The organism is uncultured Polaribacter sp., from assembly GCF_947501385.1.
Classification (GTDB): Bacteria; Bacteroidota; Bacteroidia; order Flavobacteriales; family Flavobacteriaceae; genus Polaribacter.
Map to the genome: position 1 here is coordinate 301,625 of NZ_CANMVP010000001.1, position 17,600 is coordinate 319,224.

12 protein-coding genes are annotated in these 17,600 nt (G+C 36.8%); all 12 read right to left on the reverse strand.

Annotated elements, in window-relative coordinates; translation table 11 throughout:
* Complete coding sequence (locus Q0998_RS01035) at positions 1 to 951, reverse strand: aldo/keto reductase (RefSeq protein ID WP_299664980.1); 951 nt, start codon at positions 949 to 951, stop codon at positions 1 to 3.
* On the reverse strand, positions 951 to 1,778 hold the full coding sequence (locus Q0998_RS01040; RefSeq protein WP_299664982.1) for an amidohydrolase family protein: 828 nt from the start codon (positions 1,776 to 1,778) through the stop codon (positions 951 to 953). Before Q0998_RS01040 ends, Q0998_RS01035 begins: the two co-directional genes overlap by 1 nt.
* Entirely contained in the window at positions 1,775 to 3,211 is a 1,437-nt protein-coding gene (locus Q0998_RS01045) for a tagaturonate reductase (RefSeq protein ID WP_299664985.1), read from the reverse strand. Before Q0998_RS01045 ends, Q0998_RS01040 begins: the two co-directional genes overlap by 4 nt.
* A gap of 9 nt (positions 3,212 to 3,220) precedes the next feature.
* A complete protein-coding gene (locus tag Q0998_RS01050; protein WP_299664988.1) occupies positions 3,221 to 4,873 on the reverse strand; it encodes a UxaA family hydrolase in 1,653 nt (550 codons plus the stop codon).
* 21 nt (positions 4,874 to 4,894) lie between these two features.
* Positions 4,895 to 5,905, reverse strand: a complete 1,011-nt coding sequence (locus Q0998_RS01055) for a zinc-binding alcohol dehydrogenase family protein (protein ID WP_299664991.1) — start codon at positions 5,903 to 5,905, stop codon at positions 4,895 to 4,897.
* 101 nt (positions 5,906 to 6,006) lie between these two features.
* Entirely contained in the window at positions 6,007 to 7,521 is a 1,515-nt protein-coding gene (locus Q0998_RS01060; protein WP_299664994.1) for an alpha-L-fucosidase, read from the reverse strand.
* A gap of 313 nt (positions 7,522 to 7,834) precedes the next feature.
* A complete protein-coding gene (locus Q0998_RS01065) occupies positions 7,835 to 9,661 on the reverse strand; it encodes a beta-agarase (protein ID WP_299664996.1) in 1,827 nt (608 codons plus the stop codon).
* A gap of 4 nt (positions 9,662 to 9,665) precedes the next feature.
* Positions 9,666 to 10,610 (reverse strand): hypothetical protein, encoded by a 945-nt coding sequence (locus Q0998_RS01070; protein WP_299664998.1) that lies wholly within the window; start codon positions 10,608 to 10,610, stop codon positions 9,666 to 9,668.
* Positions 10,611 to 10,619: 9 nt separating this feature from the next.
* Positions 10,620 to 12,023: a hypothetical protein gene (locus tag Q0998_RS01075; RefSeq protein WP_299665000.1), complete on the reverse strand. Its 1,404-nt coding sequence runs from the start codon at positions 12,021 to 12,023 to the stop codon at positions 10,620 to 10,622.
* A gap of 7 nt (positions 12,024 to 12,030) precedes the next feature.
* Complete coding sequence (locus Q0998_RS01080) at positions 12,031 to 14,904, reverse strand: glycoside hydrolase family 2 TIM barrel-domain containing protein (protein WP_299665002.1); 2,874 nt, start codon at positions 14,902 to 14,904, stop codon at positions 12,031 to 12,033.
* 178 nt (positions 14,905 to 15,082) lie between these two features.
* On the reverse strand, positions 15,083 to 15,205 hold the full coding sequence (locus Q0998_RS01085; protein WP_299665003.1) for a hypothetical protein: 123 nt from the start codon (positions 15,203 to 15,205) through the stop codon (positions 15,083 to 15,085).
* A 120-nt stretch (positions 15,206 to 15,325) separates the two neighbouring features.
* Positions 15,326 to 17,398, reverse strand: a complete 2,073-nt coding sequence (locus tag Q0998_RS01090) for a T9SS type A sorting domain-containing protein (RefSeq protein ID WP_299665004.1) — start codon at positions 17,396 to 17,398, stop codon at positions 15,326 to 15,328.
* Positions 17,399 to 17,600 lie beyond the last annotated feature (202 nt).

Genomic DNA, 17,600 nt, shown 5'->3' on the forward strand with positions numbered 1-17,600 from the left:
TTATCTTAATGTTGTGATTGTATTGGTAATTTCATCGAATATTTCCTCGGGTAACTTACCTTCTTCCCAAGCATCTAAAACATCTGTAAGTTGTTCCATTCTTGTAGGCCCCACCACAACCCTGTCTGCTTCTGCAATAGAGAAAACATAGCGTAAAGCCAGTCTCGATAAAGGAATATTCATTTTTTGAGCAATTTTACGTACTGCTATAGCTACATCAACATCATCATTTGAAATCCATTCGTTGTTTGGTCTTTCTTTCCTATATTGCTCCAATCTTCTGCCTAATAAACCCATGTGCAATGCGGAAGCCGCATAGTAGGCCATATTTTCTTTTTCAATAATCTGCAAATCTTTTTGAAACCCCGTCAAATTACAAGCATCCAGTTTTAGAAAACCAGACACCACATCAAAATTCTCTTTTTTCATGTACGGATAAAAGGCTTCATTCGGGTTTCCACCAATTCCTAAAGATTTTACGAGCCCCTCTCTTTTAAAGGATTGTAGGCAATCCATAATTTCATCCATTTTTTCTACGGGAACTAAATGAGGTTCGTGTAAAAACAATAAATCGATGCTATCCAAACCTAAAAGATCTAGACTTTCATAGAGGCTTTTCCGCATGGTTTCAGGCGAATAGTCCACAATGGTATCTTCTGCCCTATCTGCTTTCAAACGGCCAACTTTTGTACTTAGAAATGGTTTTTTTCTTGTCCATTGTTTCAATGCCTTTCCAACAAATTCCTGTGATTTGTTGTAGGAGGGAGAAGTGTCAAAAACACTGATTCCGTTTTCCAAAGCGTGTGTTAGAATACCAACTGCCGTCTTTTCCTCAATTGGCCTCCAAACGCCTCCCAAACCAGAACATCCTAGAACTAAACGGCTTTCGTTATTGAAAAAATCACTTTTCTTATAATCACCTTCTATGTATGTCGGTTTTGTTCTTGTCATTATAGATCATAGAATTTTGTTGCATTATTCCCCATAATACCAGCTTGTTGAGCTTTGGGGAATTTGCCGATGAAACCGGTTACTATTTCTTTCACTTGTTTGTAGCTCCCCGCCACTAAACAAACTGGCCAATCGGAACCGAACATGATTCTATCCGTTCCAAAAGCTGTAAAGACTACTTCCATATATTGATGGATTTGTTTCTCCGTCCAGTTTTGATAATCTGCTTCTGTAATCATTCCTGATACTTTACAGAACACATTTTCATATTTGGCAATTTCTCTCATCAAAACAGCCCAACCCTCGAAAAAACCATCTTTTATATATGGTTTTGCTATATGGTCTATGACAAATTTCTGGTTCGGAAAACGTTTCACGAATTCCAAGACAGCCAATAATTGATGCGGAAATACCAATATATCATACGTGAAATTGTGGTTTTCTAACGCTGATATTCCTCTTAAAAAATCTTTTCTCAATAAAAAACAAGGATCAGTTTCTCCTTGGACAACGTGTCTGAAACCTTTCAGTTTTTCTTGTTTGCTGTATTTTTCTAAAACTGTTTCAATATCATCCCCTCGTAAATCCACCCAACCTACAACTCCTCTTATAAAATCGTATCTTGATGCTAGATCCAATAGAAAGTCGGTTTCTCTTAGAGTTTGGTCTGCCTGTACGGCAACACAGCCATCAATGTTATTTTCAGCATATACCGCCTCTAGATCCGAAGGCAAAAAATCTCTTCTGATGACTTTCATTTCATCATCAATCCAGCTATGTCTTTTGCGTTCGTATTTCCAAAAATGTTGATGGGAATCTACAATCATGCTACAAATTCTTTTAACGCGGTTCTCATTCCTTTTTTAGAAATTATCTCTAAATACTTGGTCACTTCATGTTGCAAACCCTTGACTTTGGTCAAATCCGTACCCCAGAAATCAGTATTGGATATTATTCTCTCAACGACTTCGTCTATGTTGTTGTCACTCCAGGCTTTTTTAAAGAAATCTAAAACTTTCGCATCATCCTTTAAATTGATTTTCGTGCCATTTCTATCGCCTTTGTAAAATGCGATCAATGCCGCTAATGAGAATAGTAGGTTACTTGGCAATTTATTTTTTCTTTTTACATATTCCAAAACCGAGGGCAATACTCTTGTTTTGTATTTAGATACCGAGTTCAATGAGATACTCATTAACTCGTGTTCTAGATACGGGTTTCTAAAACGATCCAAGACATCCGCAGAAAACTGGTCCAGTTCTTCTTCTGGCAAATCCAAAGTCGGGCAAATGTTATTGAACAAGGCGTCTTTTAAAAACCTACCCACTACTTGATCCTCTAAAGATTCACGAACTCTGTCGATTCCGTATAAATACCCCACAGGGACCAATGTTGTATGTGCGCCGTTTAGAATACGTACTTTTCTTGTTCTATATGGTTCCATATTGTCTGTGAAAACAACATTTAAACCGCAGGCTTCCGTTGGAAATGCTTCTTTTACTTCTTTTGGGCCTTCTATTACCCACAAATGGAATTGCTCTCCCTCTACCACCAAATTGTCCTTATAGCCTAATGTCGCAGTGATTGTATCCATTTTGTGTATTGGAAATCCTGGTACGATTCTATCTACCAGCGTATTACAAAAAATGTTATCTTCTTCAATCCATTCTGTGAACTCGTTTCCCAAATTCCAGTCATTTGCATATTGCAAAATGATTTTCTTTAGATGATCACCATTTCTATCGATCAGTTCACAAGGAATCACAATCAATCCCTTGTCTGATGCGCCTCCAAAAATTTGAAAACGTTCGTATAGCAAAGCGGTTAATTTTCCTGGAAAACTACTTTGTGGGGCGTCTTCCAATTTATCATTTTCATTGTAGGAAATACCCGCTTCCGTCGTGTTTGAAATTACAAAGCACAAATCAGGATTTGATGCATTTGCTAAATAATTTGCATGATTCTCATACGGGTTTATCCCTCTTTGGATACAATCAATCACTTGGTGTTCGCTTATCGCTTCTCCATTTTTTATTCCGTTGAGATACAGAGTGTACAACCCATCCTGATCGTTCAACATCCTAACCAACCCTTGGTTTATAGGTTGAATTACAACAACGCCCGCATCGAAATCGGCTTTCTTATTCATCTCGTGAATCATCCAATTTGCAAAGGCCCTTAAGAAATTACCTTCTCCGAATTGTAGTATTCTCTCTGTATATGTATTTGATTCTAAGGTAGTTCTATTTAAATTTTTCATTCCTGCTTTTTATAGTGAGACTCCTCTTTTCCAAGGAATAAAATCATTGTTCCCGTGTAGAACTGCTTTTGAAGGTGTTTCTCCACTTGCCACTCTGATAACATGATCCAATATTTTCTCTCCCATGGATTCAATAGAATCTTCGCCACTAATCACCGTTCCTGCATTGATGTCTATAATATCGTTCATTCTTTCAAATAGATGTGTATTGCTGGACATTTTCAAAACTGGTGCCACCGGATTTCCCGTAGGGGTTCCCAAACCAGTTGTAAAAACCACCACATTACAACCAGAACCTACTAGACCTGTGGTAGATTCCACATCATTCCCCGGTGTGCATAATAGATTCAAACCCGGTTTTGTAACCTGCTCGGTATAATCCAAAACTTCTACAACAGGAGAAGTGCCCCCTTTTTTTGCAGCTCCTGCAGATTTCATAGCATCGGTAATTAGACCGTCTTTGATGTTTCCCGGTGATGGATTGTTCTCGAAGCCGGAACCTACTGCTACTGCGGATGCCGAATAGGCACGCATCAAATTGTAGAATTTTTTAGAATCTTTGTCGGTTTTACATCTATTGACAAGTTCTTGCTCGACACCGTTCAGTTCTGGAAATTCTGCTAAAACAGGGCTTCCACCCAAACCCACCAACAAATCGGATGCATACCCTAAAGCCGGGTTTGCAGAAATTCCTGAAAAACCATCCGACCCTCCACATTCTAGACCTAAGACCAATTTGCTCAAAGGCGCTGGTTTTCTGGTAATTTTGTTCGCTTCTACTAATCCAATAAATGTATGTTTTACAGCTTCTTCTATTAAATGTCTTTCACTCGCACTTTTCTGTTGTTCCAGATAATGAACGGTTTTTGTGCAATCGGGGTCAATATCGTCGATGGCCTTTTGCAACATTCCAATTTGTGCATTCTGGCAACCTAAACTGAAAACAGTGGCTCCGGCAACATTGGGGTTGGTAATATAACCTGCCAACAACTTCACCAAGACTTCTGAATCTTGTCTGATTCCTCCACAACCGCCATCGTGTTTTAAAAATTTGATCCCGTCTACATTGGGGAACAATCTGTTTTTAGAGATTTCTTCTTTGGTAGTGATGATTGGTGTGTTCAAAATCTCCTCAGAAGTGGCTCCTGCCTTGTATTTTTTGATCAATGCATCAGTATCCACGGCAAAATCCTTTTTGGTCTCGTAGCCTAATTTCTCTGATAAAGCACCTTCCAAAACATCTAAATTCCTGTTTTCACAAAAAGTCAACGGAATGACCAACCAATGATTCGCAGTACCTACTTTACCGTCTTTTCTATGATATCCATTGAAAGTTCTTCCTTTGAAATTAGAGATGTCTGGAGCGGTCCATGTGAATTTCTCTTTGACATCATTGAATCCCGCAGAGGCGTGTTTTACATTGTCAGTTGTAATTGCACAACCAGATTCTATCGACTGTACGGCTTTGCCGATTAGAACGCCATACATAAAAAGCTCATCGCCAATGTCAAAATCGTACAGAGAGAATTTATGTTTTTGTTTGATGTTTTCTTTCAAGACAACTTCTTTGCCTGCAATCAACGTTTTTAATCCTTTTTCTAAAGGACTGATGGCAACTATAATATTGTCTTTCGGGTCTATTTGAACGTAATTTTCAGACATTCTTATCTTCGGGTTTTTCTTCTAGTTAAATTTTACAGTTGCTTTGATAACACCCGTTTTTGGATTCAACCAACTATCGAAATTTGAAATCATTTCTGTATAATCCACAGAATGTGTAATAAAAGAATCCGTTGGGAACTGGTCCAATACACTGATAACGTGTTTGAAATCTTCTGTTGTCGCGTTTCTACTGCACATCAGCGTCATTTCCTTTGCATGAATTCTCGGGTGTGTATACGTCAGTTCTCCTTTGGATAAGCCTACCATTACAAAACGACCACCGTGAGACATATAGTCTGGGCAAGCTTCTAACGCATATTTGTTTCCTGAGGCATCAAAAACAGCAGTACACAAATCACCATTAGTAATTTCGGAGATTTCTCTTATAGCATCTTTTCCTGCTTTAACAATGTAATCTACGTCTATTTTTTCTTTGGCATAGTGTAAACGTTCTTCATTCATATCAATTGCAATTACTTTTGCACCAGCAATTTGAGCCAGTTTCATAATTCCAATTCCTATGGGCCCAGCGCCAACAACTGCCACAGTTTCCCCTTTTTTTATATTTACTCTTCTTATGGCATGCGCTCCGATTGCCAAGGGTTCTACAACGGCCATTTCATTATCAGAAAGATGATTTGCAGGTAACAGGATATTTGTAGGAACCGTGATTTGTTCTTGCATTCCTCCATCTCCATGGACTCCTAAAACGGAGATATTCGTACAACAATTTGTTTTGCCGTTTCTACAGGCTACACATTTTCCACAGCTTATGTAAGGCATCACAACCACTTTGTCTCCGGCTCTGATTCCTTGTTCGTTTTCATCGATTTCCAAAACTTCGGATGCAAGTTCGTGTCCTAGAATCCTTGGATAGGTAAAAAATGCTTGATGACCAGAATATGCGTGCAAATCCGTACCACAAATGCCTACTTTGTTTATCTGCAATAAGGCTTCTCCTTCTTTTCTTTTGGGAGCTTCTTTTTCTTTTAGCAGAAATTCTCCCGGTTTTTCACAAACAATGTATTTCATTCTACGTTGATTTTTTTTGAATAAAAAGTTTCGTGTTAGTCAAAAAGAGCATATCATTTTATGAGAGATACTCTTTTTCGTCTCAAACATATTCGATATCCTTACAAGGTTAATTCCAGTACGAACGCATACTTGCCTGGTTTTTCTTTTGGCATTTCTACCTTTAAACCATTTTCGTTTTGCGACCACTTTAAGTTTGCATCACTCCCTAACATTTTCACCTTTGATATTTTATCTTCTAAAGATATCGATTTTATCAGTACACTTCCATTTTCCGGCCATTCCATCATAATTGCAAACACTTTTCCTTCTTTCTGCGTAAAACGAATGTCTTGACCCGTAAACTCTTTATTTCCTCCTTCCGAATGATGGCCTGTTCCCACTTCTGTGGGGCCTTCACCAAAGGTTCTCCAGTATTTTGTATCATAGATTGCCTCACCATTCATCTCTAACCATTGGCCCATTTCTAATAGAATTTTCTTTTGGTCTTCAGGAATTGTTCCATCTGCCTTTGGACCGACATTCAATAATAGGTTTCCATTTTTTGAAACAATATCAATTAGATCATCAATCAAAGAATTCGTCGTTCTCGATTTCCAATTACTTACGTGAGACCAAGAATTTTTTCCAATAGAGGTGTCTGTCTGCCAAGGTAATTTTCTAATTCCAGGTAATTTACCCCGTTCCAAATCGTAAATGACAGTTCCTTCTGGAAAAGCTTGTTCGTAGAAATTCTTGTCTTGTAGAACGACTTCCTTTCCCCATTGAATTCCTTTGTTATAATAATAAGCGGCCAATTTGGGGCGGTATTCCCTCCACTCTGGAGTATCCAACATAAAATCGAACCACAGGATATCCGGCTGGTAATTGTCGATTAAATCTTTTGTTCTTGCCCACCATAGTTCTTTGAACTCTTCAGAAACCGGCTCGTTTAAGTTTTTTCCTTTTTTAGAATACAAATCTGCATATGCAGGGTCTGTGGTATCAAAGTGATCTTTCTTATTGTAAAAAGACCAATTGAAAGCGTAATGGGAAGAGGCGCCCATAACCAGTCCCCTTTTACGACCTTCTTTTAGTAGCTCTCCTAAAACATCTCTCTTGGGACCCATTCTCACAGCATTCCAACGCGTTGTATTTGAATTATACATTGCAAAACCATCATGATGGTCTGCTACCGGGACTACATATTTTGCACCTGCTCTTTGAAACAGCTCCATCCATTCTGAAGCATCGAATTTTTCTCCTTTAAACATCGGAATAAAATCCTTATAGCCAAACTCTTTAGGATTTCCCCATTTTTTATTATGATGGATATTGACACTCGACGGCCCGATACTCTGGTGTTTTAATTCTGCCGTAAATTGCGCGGTATCCATATACATGTTCCTTGGATACCATTCAGAGCCATAAGCTGGTACTGAATATGCGCCCCAATGGATAAAAATTCCAAATTTCTTTTGATTGAACCATTCTGGATCTTTATAATGCTTCTTTATAGATTCCCAATTTGGCTTAAAAATTTCTTGTTTTTTAGAGATAACTTCTTGTTTTTTTCCGAAGCAACCATAACCAATCAATAGAATGATTATTACAAACAGATAGTTTTCACGATTCATGTAAATAGAATTTTAGTACATACAAATTAGCGGTTTTTAACTTTTCTATGTAACCTCAATCGTCCAAAATAGAATAGCAAATGGTTAATTTCTCAATAAAATCAACTTATTTTACATGTAGTTGTCACATGAGAATCAGAATATAAAAGAATTTCTTGAAACCAACTGCCCTTGAGGCAGCACTATATAGATATTGCCATCCGATGAACTGTTTTGTGAGTTTTAAAACAACGGAAACCACAAGATTAACGTCTCTAGGAATGCTTCTCTATTTAATGCTTGAGTAAGTGATAGATTGAATAGTTATAATCGGTTACTTGTAAATTTCTTGATTTAAAATTACAGAACTGACTTGCCCTCCGTTTTCTTGGAAAGTAATCTTAACTTCATTATTGCCGGCTTTTACGAATTTCACATCCACAGGAATATAAATAACTCCGAAAAACTGATCTCTTGGTTTTTGATCATAACCAGCCCAATTAGAAGGAACTTCTACAGGGTTCCCATTCACGGTCACTTCTGGTTCTTTACTCAAATGATGTTTCCTGGACAAGCCCATCCTTATAAATGCCCGTCCCTCTGTGTTTTCATCTACATCCGAAAAATTAAAGACAAGTTCTTTGTCTGCTTCTATTCGTTGTAAGTACGTGTTTGAATAAAAGTTCTTTTCTACAATCGTGTTTTCTATTTTCACACCTTCAACATCACATTCTAGAATTACAGTCTCTCCCGCTTTCAACACTAGATCATCGACCGTTTTCAAATCTGTAAAATAGACCAGTTTTGGCACTTTGGAAGCTGAATTGTACAATCTCCTCAACGTAGTATTTTTAATAAATTGATCGCTGTTATTCAAAAACCTCAAATTCACCGGTTGAGCTTCTTCTGTCAGATTATTGATCGCTATAAAAGTTTTTGTCTCATTTTGAAAGGCGTGCACTTGAATATCTGGATTATTGCTGGTAATATCTATTCTGTTTCCATTTACATCTTTCCATAATTCATAGAACTTTTTCAAATGGGTAAATGTATAACTACCATCCGCATCTCTTTTTTTAATGACCCAAGGGTATGGGTATTTATTAGGATTATTCTTTGAGTTATAGAACCAGCTTGCTTTAGCAGTAATAAACGGTACTGCTTTTAACATTCTGTCTGGCTTGTCTAACAAACTCATCAGAATTCTATTGTAAGCTACTAAACAAATCCCGTTCAATTCTTCTGAATATGGTTTATTATCAGTCAAACCTTGTGCTGTAAAACCATATTCTGATATTAAATGTGGCTTTATTTTTTTCCATTTTACGTAACTGTATGCTTCTATGATATCTAAAATTGCCTCAGAATTACTTCCGGACCTTTTTGTGTAGCCACCAGTCACATTTCGCCCATCGTAAATATGCGTTGCGAAAAACTGCATACTTTCTCCTGCGATATCCATAAATGGTTTCATTCTCGTGTTCCAATGTGTAAAATCCAAACGCTCTACTTCTGGGTAGGCGGAAGCATAACCACCAACCATTATCTCAGGGATCTCTGCGTGCACTTTATCTGCAACCGCTTTGTGTAAATAACACATATCCTCTACAACAGGTTGTGTTTCATCCCAAGAGCCGACATAATCTATGGAATGAACAAAAGGTTCGTTGATCACCTCATAATATTTCGGCATCACAGGATATGCCTTTTTTAGATAGGCCACATTGTATTTGGCCACATCTTCGTGATTTTGATTCAACTGATATGCATCTCTGGGATGGTCTGTAATTACAATATCTTTAGTAACAAATTTCTCATACATCGGTGCATTTTCTATGTTCTTATAGTTTTTTGCCGCCAATTCCTCAGCTCTGTGTGTAGATGGCAACGTATTGTCTTTAGTATTTCTGAAAGGTCCCGGGCCACTAAAAGCCCTCCCAAATTCAATGCCCAGTGTTTCGAATAGATAATCAGCGTCTGACGCTAAATCCCAATTTTGATAAGAATCGTGCATAGAAAAGTATTTTTTTCTATCCAGTTTGCTTTCTTTGCCAATGAATTTTTGGGTGGTAAGATTTACTTCCACGATGTTTTCTTGTGAAAAAAAGGGACAAATCACAGTAGAGGCGAGTACTATCACGAGTGTTCTTCCAAATCTCATTTTATTAAAATTTTACAAATTTGTAGTATTCTTCTTTACTTGTTGCTATGTAATAGGGACCTTGGGGAAGACCTGAAAGGTTGATGAGCCTTGTGCTTTTTTCTTCCTTGACAATTTCCCCTTTCAAATTGATTATTTTAATCAATTCGTATTCAATGGAGCCAGGTAAAGTCAATATAGGAGATTGCCTATTTACGGCAAGTGCTATTGCTTTTTCTTTCAACTCGTCCATAGTAAGGATTTTTACATATTCTGTAATTTCTACCCCTGCAATTTCTTTACTTGTCAAATTCTTATCTGGAAACCCTTCTCCGTTTCCATAATACAATACGAATCTATAATCGCTACCAACTTTTGGTATCGGTGTGTTTACTTTGATTTCTTTGGTGCCTTCTCCAGGTTGAACTTTTTCCGCAGGACTTGCGCCTAACCATTTTTTTCCTTTCCAGATAGATACGGAGATTAATTGCTCTCGGCTTGCTTTGTAGTTGATTTTGAAATCGAACGATTCTCTTGCAGCAAGTGACGTAGGTGTCAACAAATCAAAATTCGCATCATCGGTAACAACCTCTTCTTCTTTAGTGAATGTTACATTGTTAATGACTGTGGATGCTACCGTTGTTGTCCAATCGCCTCCTTTTTCTCTCAATGAGGCCAAAATTCTATAGTCAGCTCCTAGTGTCGGCTTGTCATCCGACTGTAGTTTTACTCGTAAGATATTTTTACCTTTTGAAACAGTCTGTACGGATCCAACCCAAAATTCTGCTGGCCCTCCAGAAATTTCCACAGAAATATCTCTGTCTTCCTGCGTATCGTAACCAATTAAAAAACTGAACGTTGACGTGCTTTTCATTTTAATAGGCACTTCTTTGATAAAGAATAATTTGTCTTTTTGACTGAATGTGGAAAATGAAATCAATAAGAAGACTACATTGAAGAAACTTTTCATAGTATATTTTTAATATCCAGCAAGTGTTACCGCACATAGTGCATCTGCAGGAAGTTTGATGTTGACCTGTTGACGATCAACATACAACCGAACAAATTTTTCCTCCATTCCATCATTCTGTATTAATAACTTGATATTTCCATTTTCATCTTTTACAGAAATCATCTTGTCTTTAGCAATGTGTGCAATTCTGACATCATCTGGTAGAACAGTTTTTGAAACCAGATACATTGCGTTGTAATCAGGTGTATAAGTTACTTCTTTTGTGTCTCTATCAATCACCAACATCGAGTTTTGTTTCCAATTCCAGGCACTTTTAGATGTTTCATTCAAAATGATATTCCAATAGCAATAATTTGTACTCCCTGCATTTATATAACTTGCAATTTCTGCCAGCCTCGTCTTTGCTTGTTCAGCAGAGTTATCTCCATTGAAACAGACCCCTTCTGTATGCATTATCTTCATATTCGGCGCTAAAAGTGATGTTTCTCTGATAAATGGCTCTTTTGCATATTGAAACCCTATTCCTGCAAACTTTTCTCTTACTTCTTTGTTGGATAAAGCCGTGTAATGGTCTGCTCTATCGATGGTTCTGAATGTACCCAGCCAAATTTCCGTTGGTAAATTTTCCTTCTCAAATTTCGGAATAATATAATTTATTCCCAAATCCAGATATTGATCCATCGGAATATAACAACCTGGAAAAGGCGCATACGTATCTGGCTCGTTCTGCACACAAAAACGATGCACTTCCACACCTTCCTTTTGGTACGCTTTTATATATTCTGCTAGATAATCTGCATAGGCTCTATGAATCTCTGGAGTATTTCTGAGTCCGGTTATTTTGCCTGTATACGTATCATTCTTATCTACTGCATTGTTTATTTTCATCCACGCTGGAGGACTCCAAGGCGATGCCTGCATTAGCATTTTAGAATTTATCCTCAAGGCTTCTTTTATGTAAGGCAACAGATATTCTTTGTCTCTTTGTATAGAGAAATTCTTAATTCCATAATCATTAGCAGTCATACTATAATCATATGCATCCAAAGAGAAATCACTGGGTCCTATTGGCGTCCTGTTGAAAGTCAAGTTCGATTTCTCTGTGGAGAATAAGTTCTCCAATACTTCTCTTTGCGCTTCTTTTGGTAAAGAAAACAAAGCTTCTCCACCATTTTCGTTGAATGCACCCCCAAAACCTTCAATGGTCTGGAACGCTACCTCCGGAGCAAGTACAATGAAGTCTTTTTGCAATACTCTTGCACTAGAATCAATAACTGTTTCGTAGTCTTTGACAGGATTTGCCTCACCTGTATTCAACTGCACATACTCGATTGTAATTTTTTTTTCCTGTGCACAAGAAATTAAGGGAATAGATAACAATGCTAGTATTAATATATGTTTGTAGGTCATTTTCAGTTTATCTTATTTGTTGGAGGATGAAGCCGTTCAACCACATATTGTTGGCTTCCTCTGTATTTTTAAATTCTAATAGTATGTTTTGTTTTCCGTTTGAAGTGATTTTTGTTTTTATCGATAGAGGATTTCTTTCTCCTGTAGAACTAGGGTTGAAATAACCCACAGTTGCCGCTTCTTGGGTTTGTACTTTGCCATTTGCATCTTCTTTGGTAACTTCTATATTGTTTATCATTTTTTGGGATGTCAATCTATTATGATGGAAGGTTTCCAGACTGTAGTTTCCTTTTTTCAAGTTCTTTATTTTTAATTGAATCGAGCCGTTTTCTGTATACACCCCATCGGCGGCCACAAAGCTCAAATCACCTTGAATGGCTCCAGAGCCGTCCCATTCCAAAGTATTTTTTGATGAAATAGTAATTGATCCCTCATAATCTACTAGTGAGTATGTCAAGTCAGAATTACTTTCTCCCAACCAAGCATTCCACTCAAACTGAGGGAGTTGGTTTTTGGCACCGATATCGACTTTTTCAATTGGGGCATAAAAAAATGGCTTGCTGTTTTTTGACAGCTCATTGGTATGAAAAGGGATGGTTTTTATTGTAATCTCATCACTTTTCAATCCATCAGAAGTGGCTGAAACCTTTATATTCCCTTCGTTTTCGGTTCCTTTTATATAAATAGAAGCTACTCCATTATAACAGGTGGCAGGATTTATATCGGAAGTGCCATTATCTAGAATCTTTCCATTTCCAGAAATAGAAAAAGAAACTTTGCTTTTTGCGTCTGTAATCACCTCGCCGTTTTTATCTAGAATAGTAGCGTGCACCAATCTTAAATCTGAACCCCCTGCATAAAAAGGTTTTTCAGTTATATTGAAATTCAATTGTATTCGATACGGCTCTTCTTGTTTTGTTCTAGAATGTTCTAAAATTTTTTCATTATTTGAAAATCCAACAGCAGTAATTTTTCCAGATTCCCAATTATAATTAAATGTAAATGATGGATGATTCAAATATCTTTTATTATTGGAATTGTCTGGTTTCTGCCTTGCAATGAAGTTGTTGTCATGATATAGATGGATTTCTTGACAATTGCTGAATACTCGGATTTTACCAGAATTCGAGGCAGTCTCATCAGCAATATGAACAATCGGTTTTGCCAACAATTCTGATTGGTACCAATAATATACCGGCTTTGGAATCCTATAGGGACTAAAAACGCCATAGGTTGTCATTAAGTCGTTTTTCCATTGCCAGTCTACGACGTTGGGTTGCAAATGATTGTAATCTGCACCCAACCAAGTTAAAGCGGCAATATTGTTCGGGTTGCTTTTGTATCTTGATAGATGAAACTGATTCACTTCTGAGTCTGGCGAACTTCCATGTTCCATGACCATTGTAAAATCGCTTTCCGGCCATTCTGTCCTTCTATAATCCATAGTTGCATGAATATCTGTGACTCCTGCATTTTTCACGCCATTCCAAGGACTTGATGCAGAAGCTGTCAAACGAAATGGATCTTCTTCTTTTGCCGTTTCTTGCATACTGGGGACTGGTCCCCTATGATTGATTCCTGCACCCCAAAAGAAAATAGAAGGATGATTTCTGTGGTTTCTGATCATTTGTCTTGTGGCATCGTTTAGTTTTTCAAACCACGCTTTATCTCCATATTCTATCCAAGTTGAAACTTCTTCGTAAACAATTAATCCTAATTCGTCACACGCTTTTATAAAAGCATCATCCTGTGTGTAATGTGATAATCGAACTGCGTTAAAACCTGCATTTTTAAATTGTAATGCTTCGTTGTAATGGAAGGAATTCGGCACGGCATCTCCAATATTTGGATAACTCTGGTGTCTGTTGGCACCCACCAGGAAAAGTGGTTTCCCATTCAAGATCAACCCTTTGCCTTTTACTAGTTTGAAGGTTCTAAAGCCAAAAGTATTCTCGACCCTGTCAACTGGTTTATCCTCTTTATAAATCACAGAATATGCACGGTACAAATATGGTTTTTTTGGCGACCACTGGTTGTAATCCTCTTCAATAGTGGTGGTTTGATAAAAGGTAGCAGTGCTATTTGCGGCAATATTCTTAGCTTGAACCAATTTCTTTAAAGCTGTTCCGTTTTCGTTGATGATAAAAGTCTCTATTCTAGCATTCTGTGCTGTTGGATACTCATTCTTTACGGTCGTTTTTATAGAAACTGTCCCGTTTTTATCATTTACAGTCGGCGTGGTGATATGAACACCGGCGGTATAGTCCTCCCAATTATAAGTAACGTGCATTTTATTGGTCGTTGTTAAATAGACATCCCTGTAAATACCTCCGAATTTTATATAATCCGTTCTGTGCGGATCTGGAGCAATATCTTGTCTGTAGGTATTGTCTGCTTTTATAGCAATTATGTTCTGTTTTCCAAATTCCACAAAATCGGTAATATCAAAATGGAAGGGAACATAGCCATTGACTTCAAAACTGCCTGCTTTTTTGCCATTTACCCACAGTTCTGTGGCATTGTGCACCGCTTCAAATTCTAAAAAAACTTTATTGGTTTCTTTTTTAGGGATTAAAATTTCTTTTCTGTACCAGGAATTGTTTCTCAAGAATTTTTCTTGAACCCACGTTTCCTGAACACTGTCTAAAGCATAAGAAACTAATTTTGTGCTATGAGGCAAAGAAACATCTTTCCAGTTTTTATCATTGAATGAGATTTGGTAAGGTTTACCCCTTACATCCCCATAATGGAATTTCCAATCTAGATTTATATTTGTTTTTGTTCTGTCTGTGGTAACATTTGCTGGTTTGAAAGTGCTATTTTGAGACGCTAATTGGAATGTTATAGACATTAGAAAAACAATGAAAATATTTTTTTGCATTCTTCTTGATTTTTTAAAGAACAAAACTAATTCAAATACCTAATTTTTATAGTAACTCTCGTGTATTAAAATAGAACAAATGTTTTCAAATACATCAGAATACTGATATCTCAACTCTTTACAAAGTTAAAATTGTGCTATGCTTTATGGGAGCCGTCCGTTATCCTTTTTCTAATAATCAAAGTAGGAATCCTTGTGTTCCTTTTGGATTTACTTTACTTTCTAGGGCAATTGCATCCGCTGGAGAACTCTCTATAATCGGTAATACCTCACTTTTTAAAGAAAACCAGCTGTATCTCATCTTTTTGTGGACTCATCTAGCTTTCTTTTTGACAATTCACAGAATAATCAAATAGTTATAGAGTGGGATGGCTTCTCTAGAATAAATGAGGACTTGATAAGAAGTATCGCTTTGCAAACCTTATCTTTTTATAAATTTATATGGCTTTACAACTCTATCTGAAAGCTCTAAATTCAAGATATACATCCCTTTGGATAAATTTTTAACATCAATTATTGTTTCATTATTGTTAAGGTTTACTTTTTGATGGTGAATACAGCTTCCTTTTAAATCGAAAATTTTAAGATTTGCTTTGTTCCCGTCTAGATTGTTGTATTTTATTTTTAGAAAGTCAGTTACTGGATTCGGCATTATCTGCAAAGAGAGTTCCTCGTCGATGGTTGATGGCAGACTCAAAACAGTATCAAAATTTTCGACCGATAATATCATAGAACTTACTCTGCCACCACCATCAGGAAAAGTTACAGCCACTGTGTTTTGATTTTTAACTAGATTTTTTGGGATGTCAATATCAATTACTCCAAAAAAACTTTCTCTATTTGCTTGGTCGTAACCTTTCCAATTTGTTGGTACGGCAATTTGCGTTCCATTAAAAATTAAAATGGGCTGTTTAGATCTGTTGTGTTCTCTTGCCAAACCAAATCTCAATGTTGCAAATTCTACATTGGTTTTATGTACATTGCTAAAACTAAAATCAAGAGTTTGGTTTGCAATAATTGTCTGTAAATGTTTTGCTGTATAATATTTTACTGCTCTACTAGTGTTATTCGTTGGTAAATTTGAGGAGAAAGCATATTCTAAAACTACAGTTTCATCTGCTATTAAACTTAAAAAAGAAGGAGCATTGTTTTGTATACTATTAGAGAATTGAGGCTCGTTATTGTCATATATTTTTAGTCTCTTTATATTCACATGGTCCAGATTAGTCAATATGGATGAAAATTCCAAGTCTACGATTTGAAAACTTCGAGCCAGATTACTCAAAGCAAGATAGAGTTTGTTGGTGTTTTTAAATGCTTGTACTTGAATATCTGGATTGCTTGTTTTTATAACAACTCTCTCTCCTTTTACGTTTTTCCATAAATCATAGAAATAGATTCTTGGTGTATATTCCCACCCATTAGGATTAGGTTGCCCAATGTTTGTTGGTTTCCAAAGTACTGCACTATAAGGTTGATAATTATTTTCTGGTGTAATATGCCATGCTGCTTTGCCTGTGGTAAAAGGAATTACAATTTCTATATTTTCTGTTCTGTCTAAGAAATTAAACATCATATGGTTCATGGATTTTAAGGATTGTGCGTTTGCGATATCACTATAATCGTCTCCATAACCTTGTTCTATGCCACCATACTCTGATATTGCCAAAAGTTTTGGACTGCCCCATTTTGAATATGTGTAGGTTTCCATTAAGTCTAAAATAGCTTCGGAGTTACTTCCTGAACGGATACTATTCTGCCCAGTTACGTTGATACCATCATAGAGGTGAACAGACAAGGCATCCATATAATTCCCTGCAATGTCTATAAACAGCTTCATGTTTTTGTCCCATTGTTCAAAATCTTTTCTTTCAAATTCCGGATAGGCACCCGCATAACCGATAACTTTTATATTGCTGAGTTCTGGGGTTTCCTGAATCTTTTGCCCAACAGCCCTGAACATATTTGCCATTTGTGTTCTTATGGCGTCTTCTTTATCAGCATCGAAATTCCCGCTGTAAAAGTCTCCAGATTTTACAAAGGGCTCATTCATCATTTCGTAATATTTTGGTCTTTCCGCTACATCTACAAAATTCTTGAAATATTCTACCGCCCAATCTGCGGCTATATTTATATCGATGCCATCTTTAAAAACATTCCTTGGGTGCTCTGTACCAATAAACCTGCTCACTTGTCTTACAGAAGTATTACCATTATTATGCTCTGGATACACGCCAACTTCACCCATTTTAAAATTAGCATACGAAAAAGGTCCCCAAAAGCCTCTTCCTCTGGTTACATTGAATTGGTTATAAAATATATTTTCTTCTGCACCATCTTCATTGTAATGAATGTTAAAGAATTTGTCTCTCTGGAGTTCAGAAACAGTGCCGATAAATCTTTTGATTTCAGGGAAAACAGTGACCGTATTTTGTTGGGCGACAAAATTAAATACAACAAAAAACGAGAAAAAATATAGGTTCTTTTTCATCATAGCCAAAAATATGTACTAATCGGTTCTATTTTATGCTTGTATGATTAAAATAGCAAAACAAATGATTTTATCTCTGAGATTCTCTTTTCGGTGGGATTCCTTGATTGTTTTGACAACTGTATTCTAATAAAATCCCCTCAGGTTCTGTGTGAATTCGAGATTAATTATCATTCAGGCATGTCACCGAGGTGTTTCGCAGGTT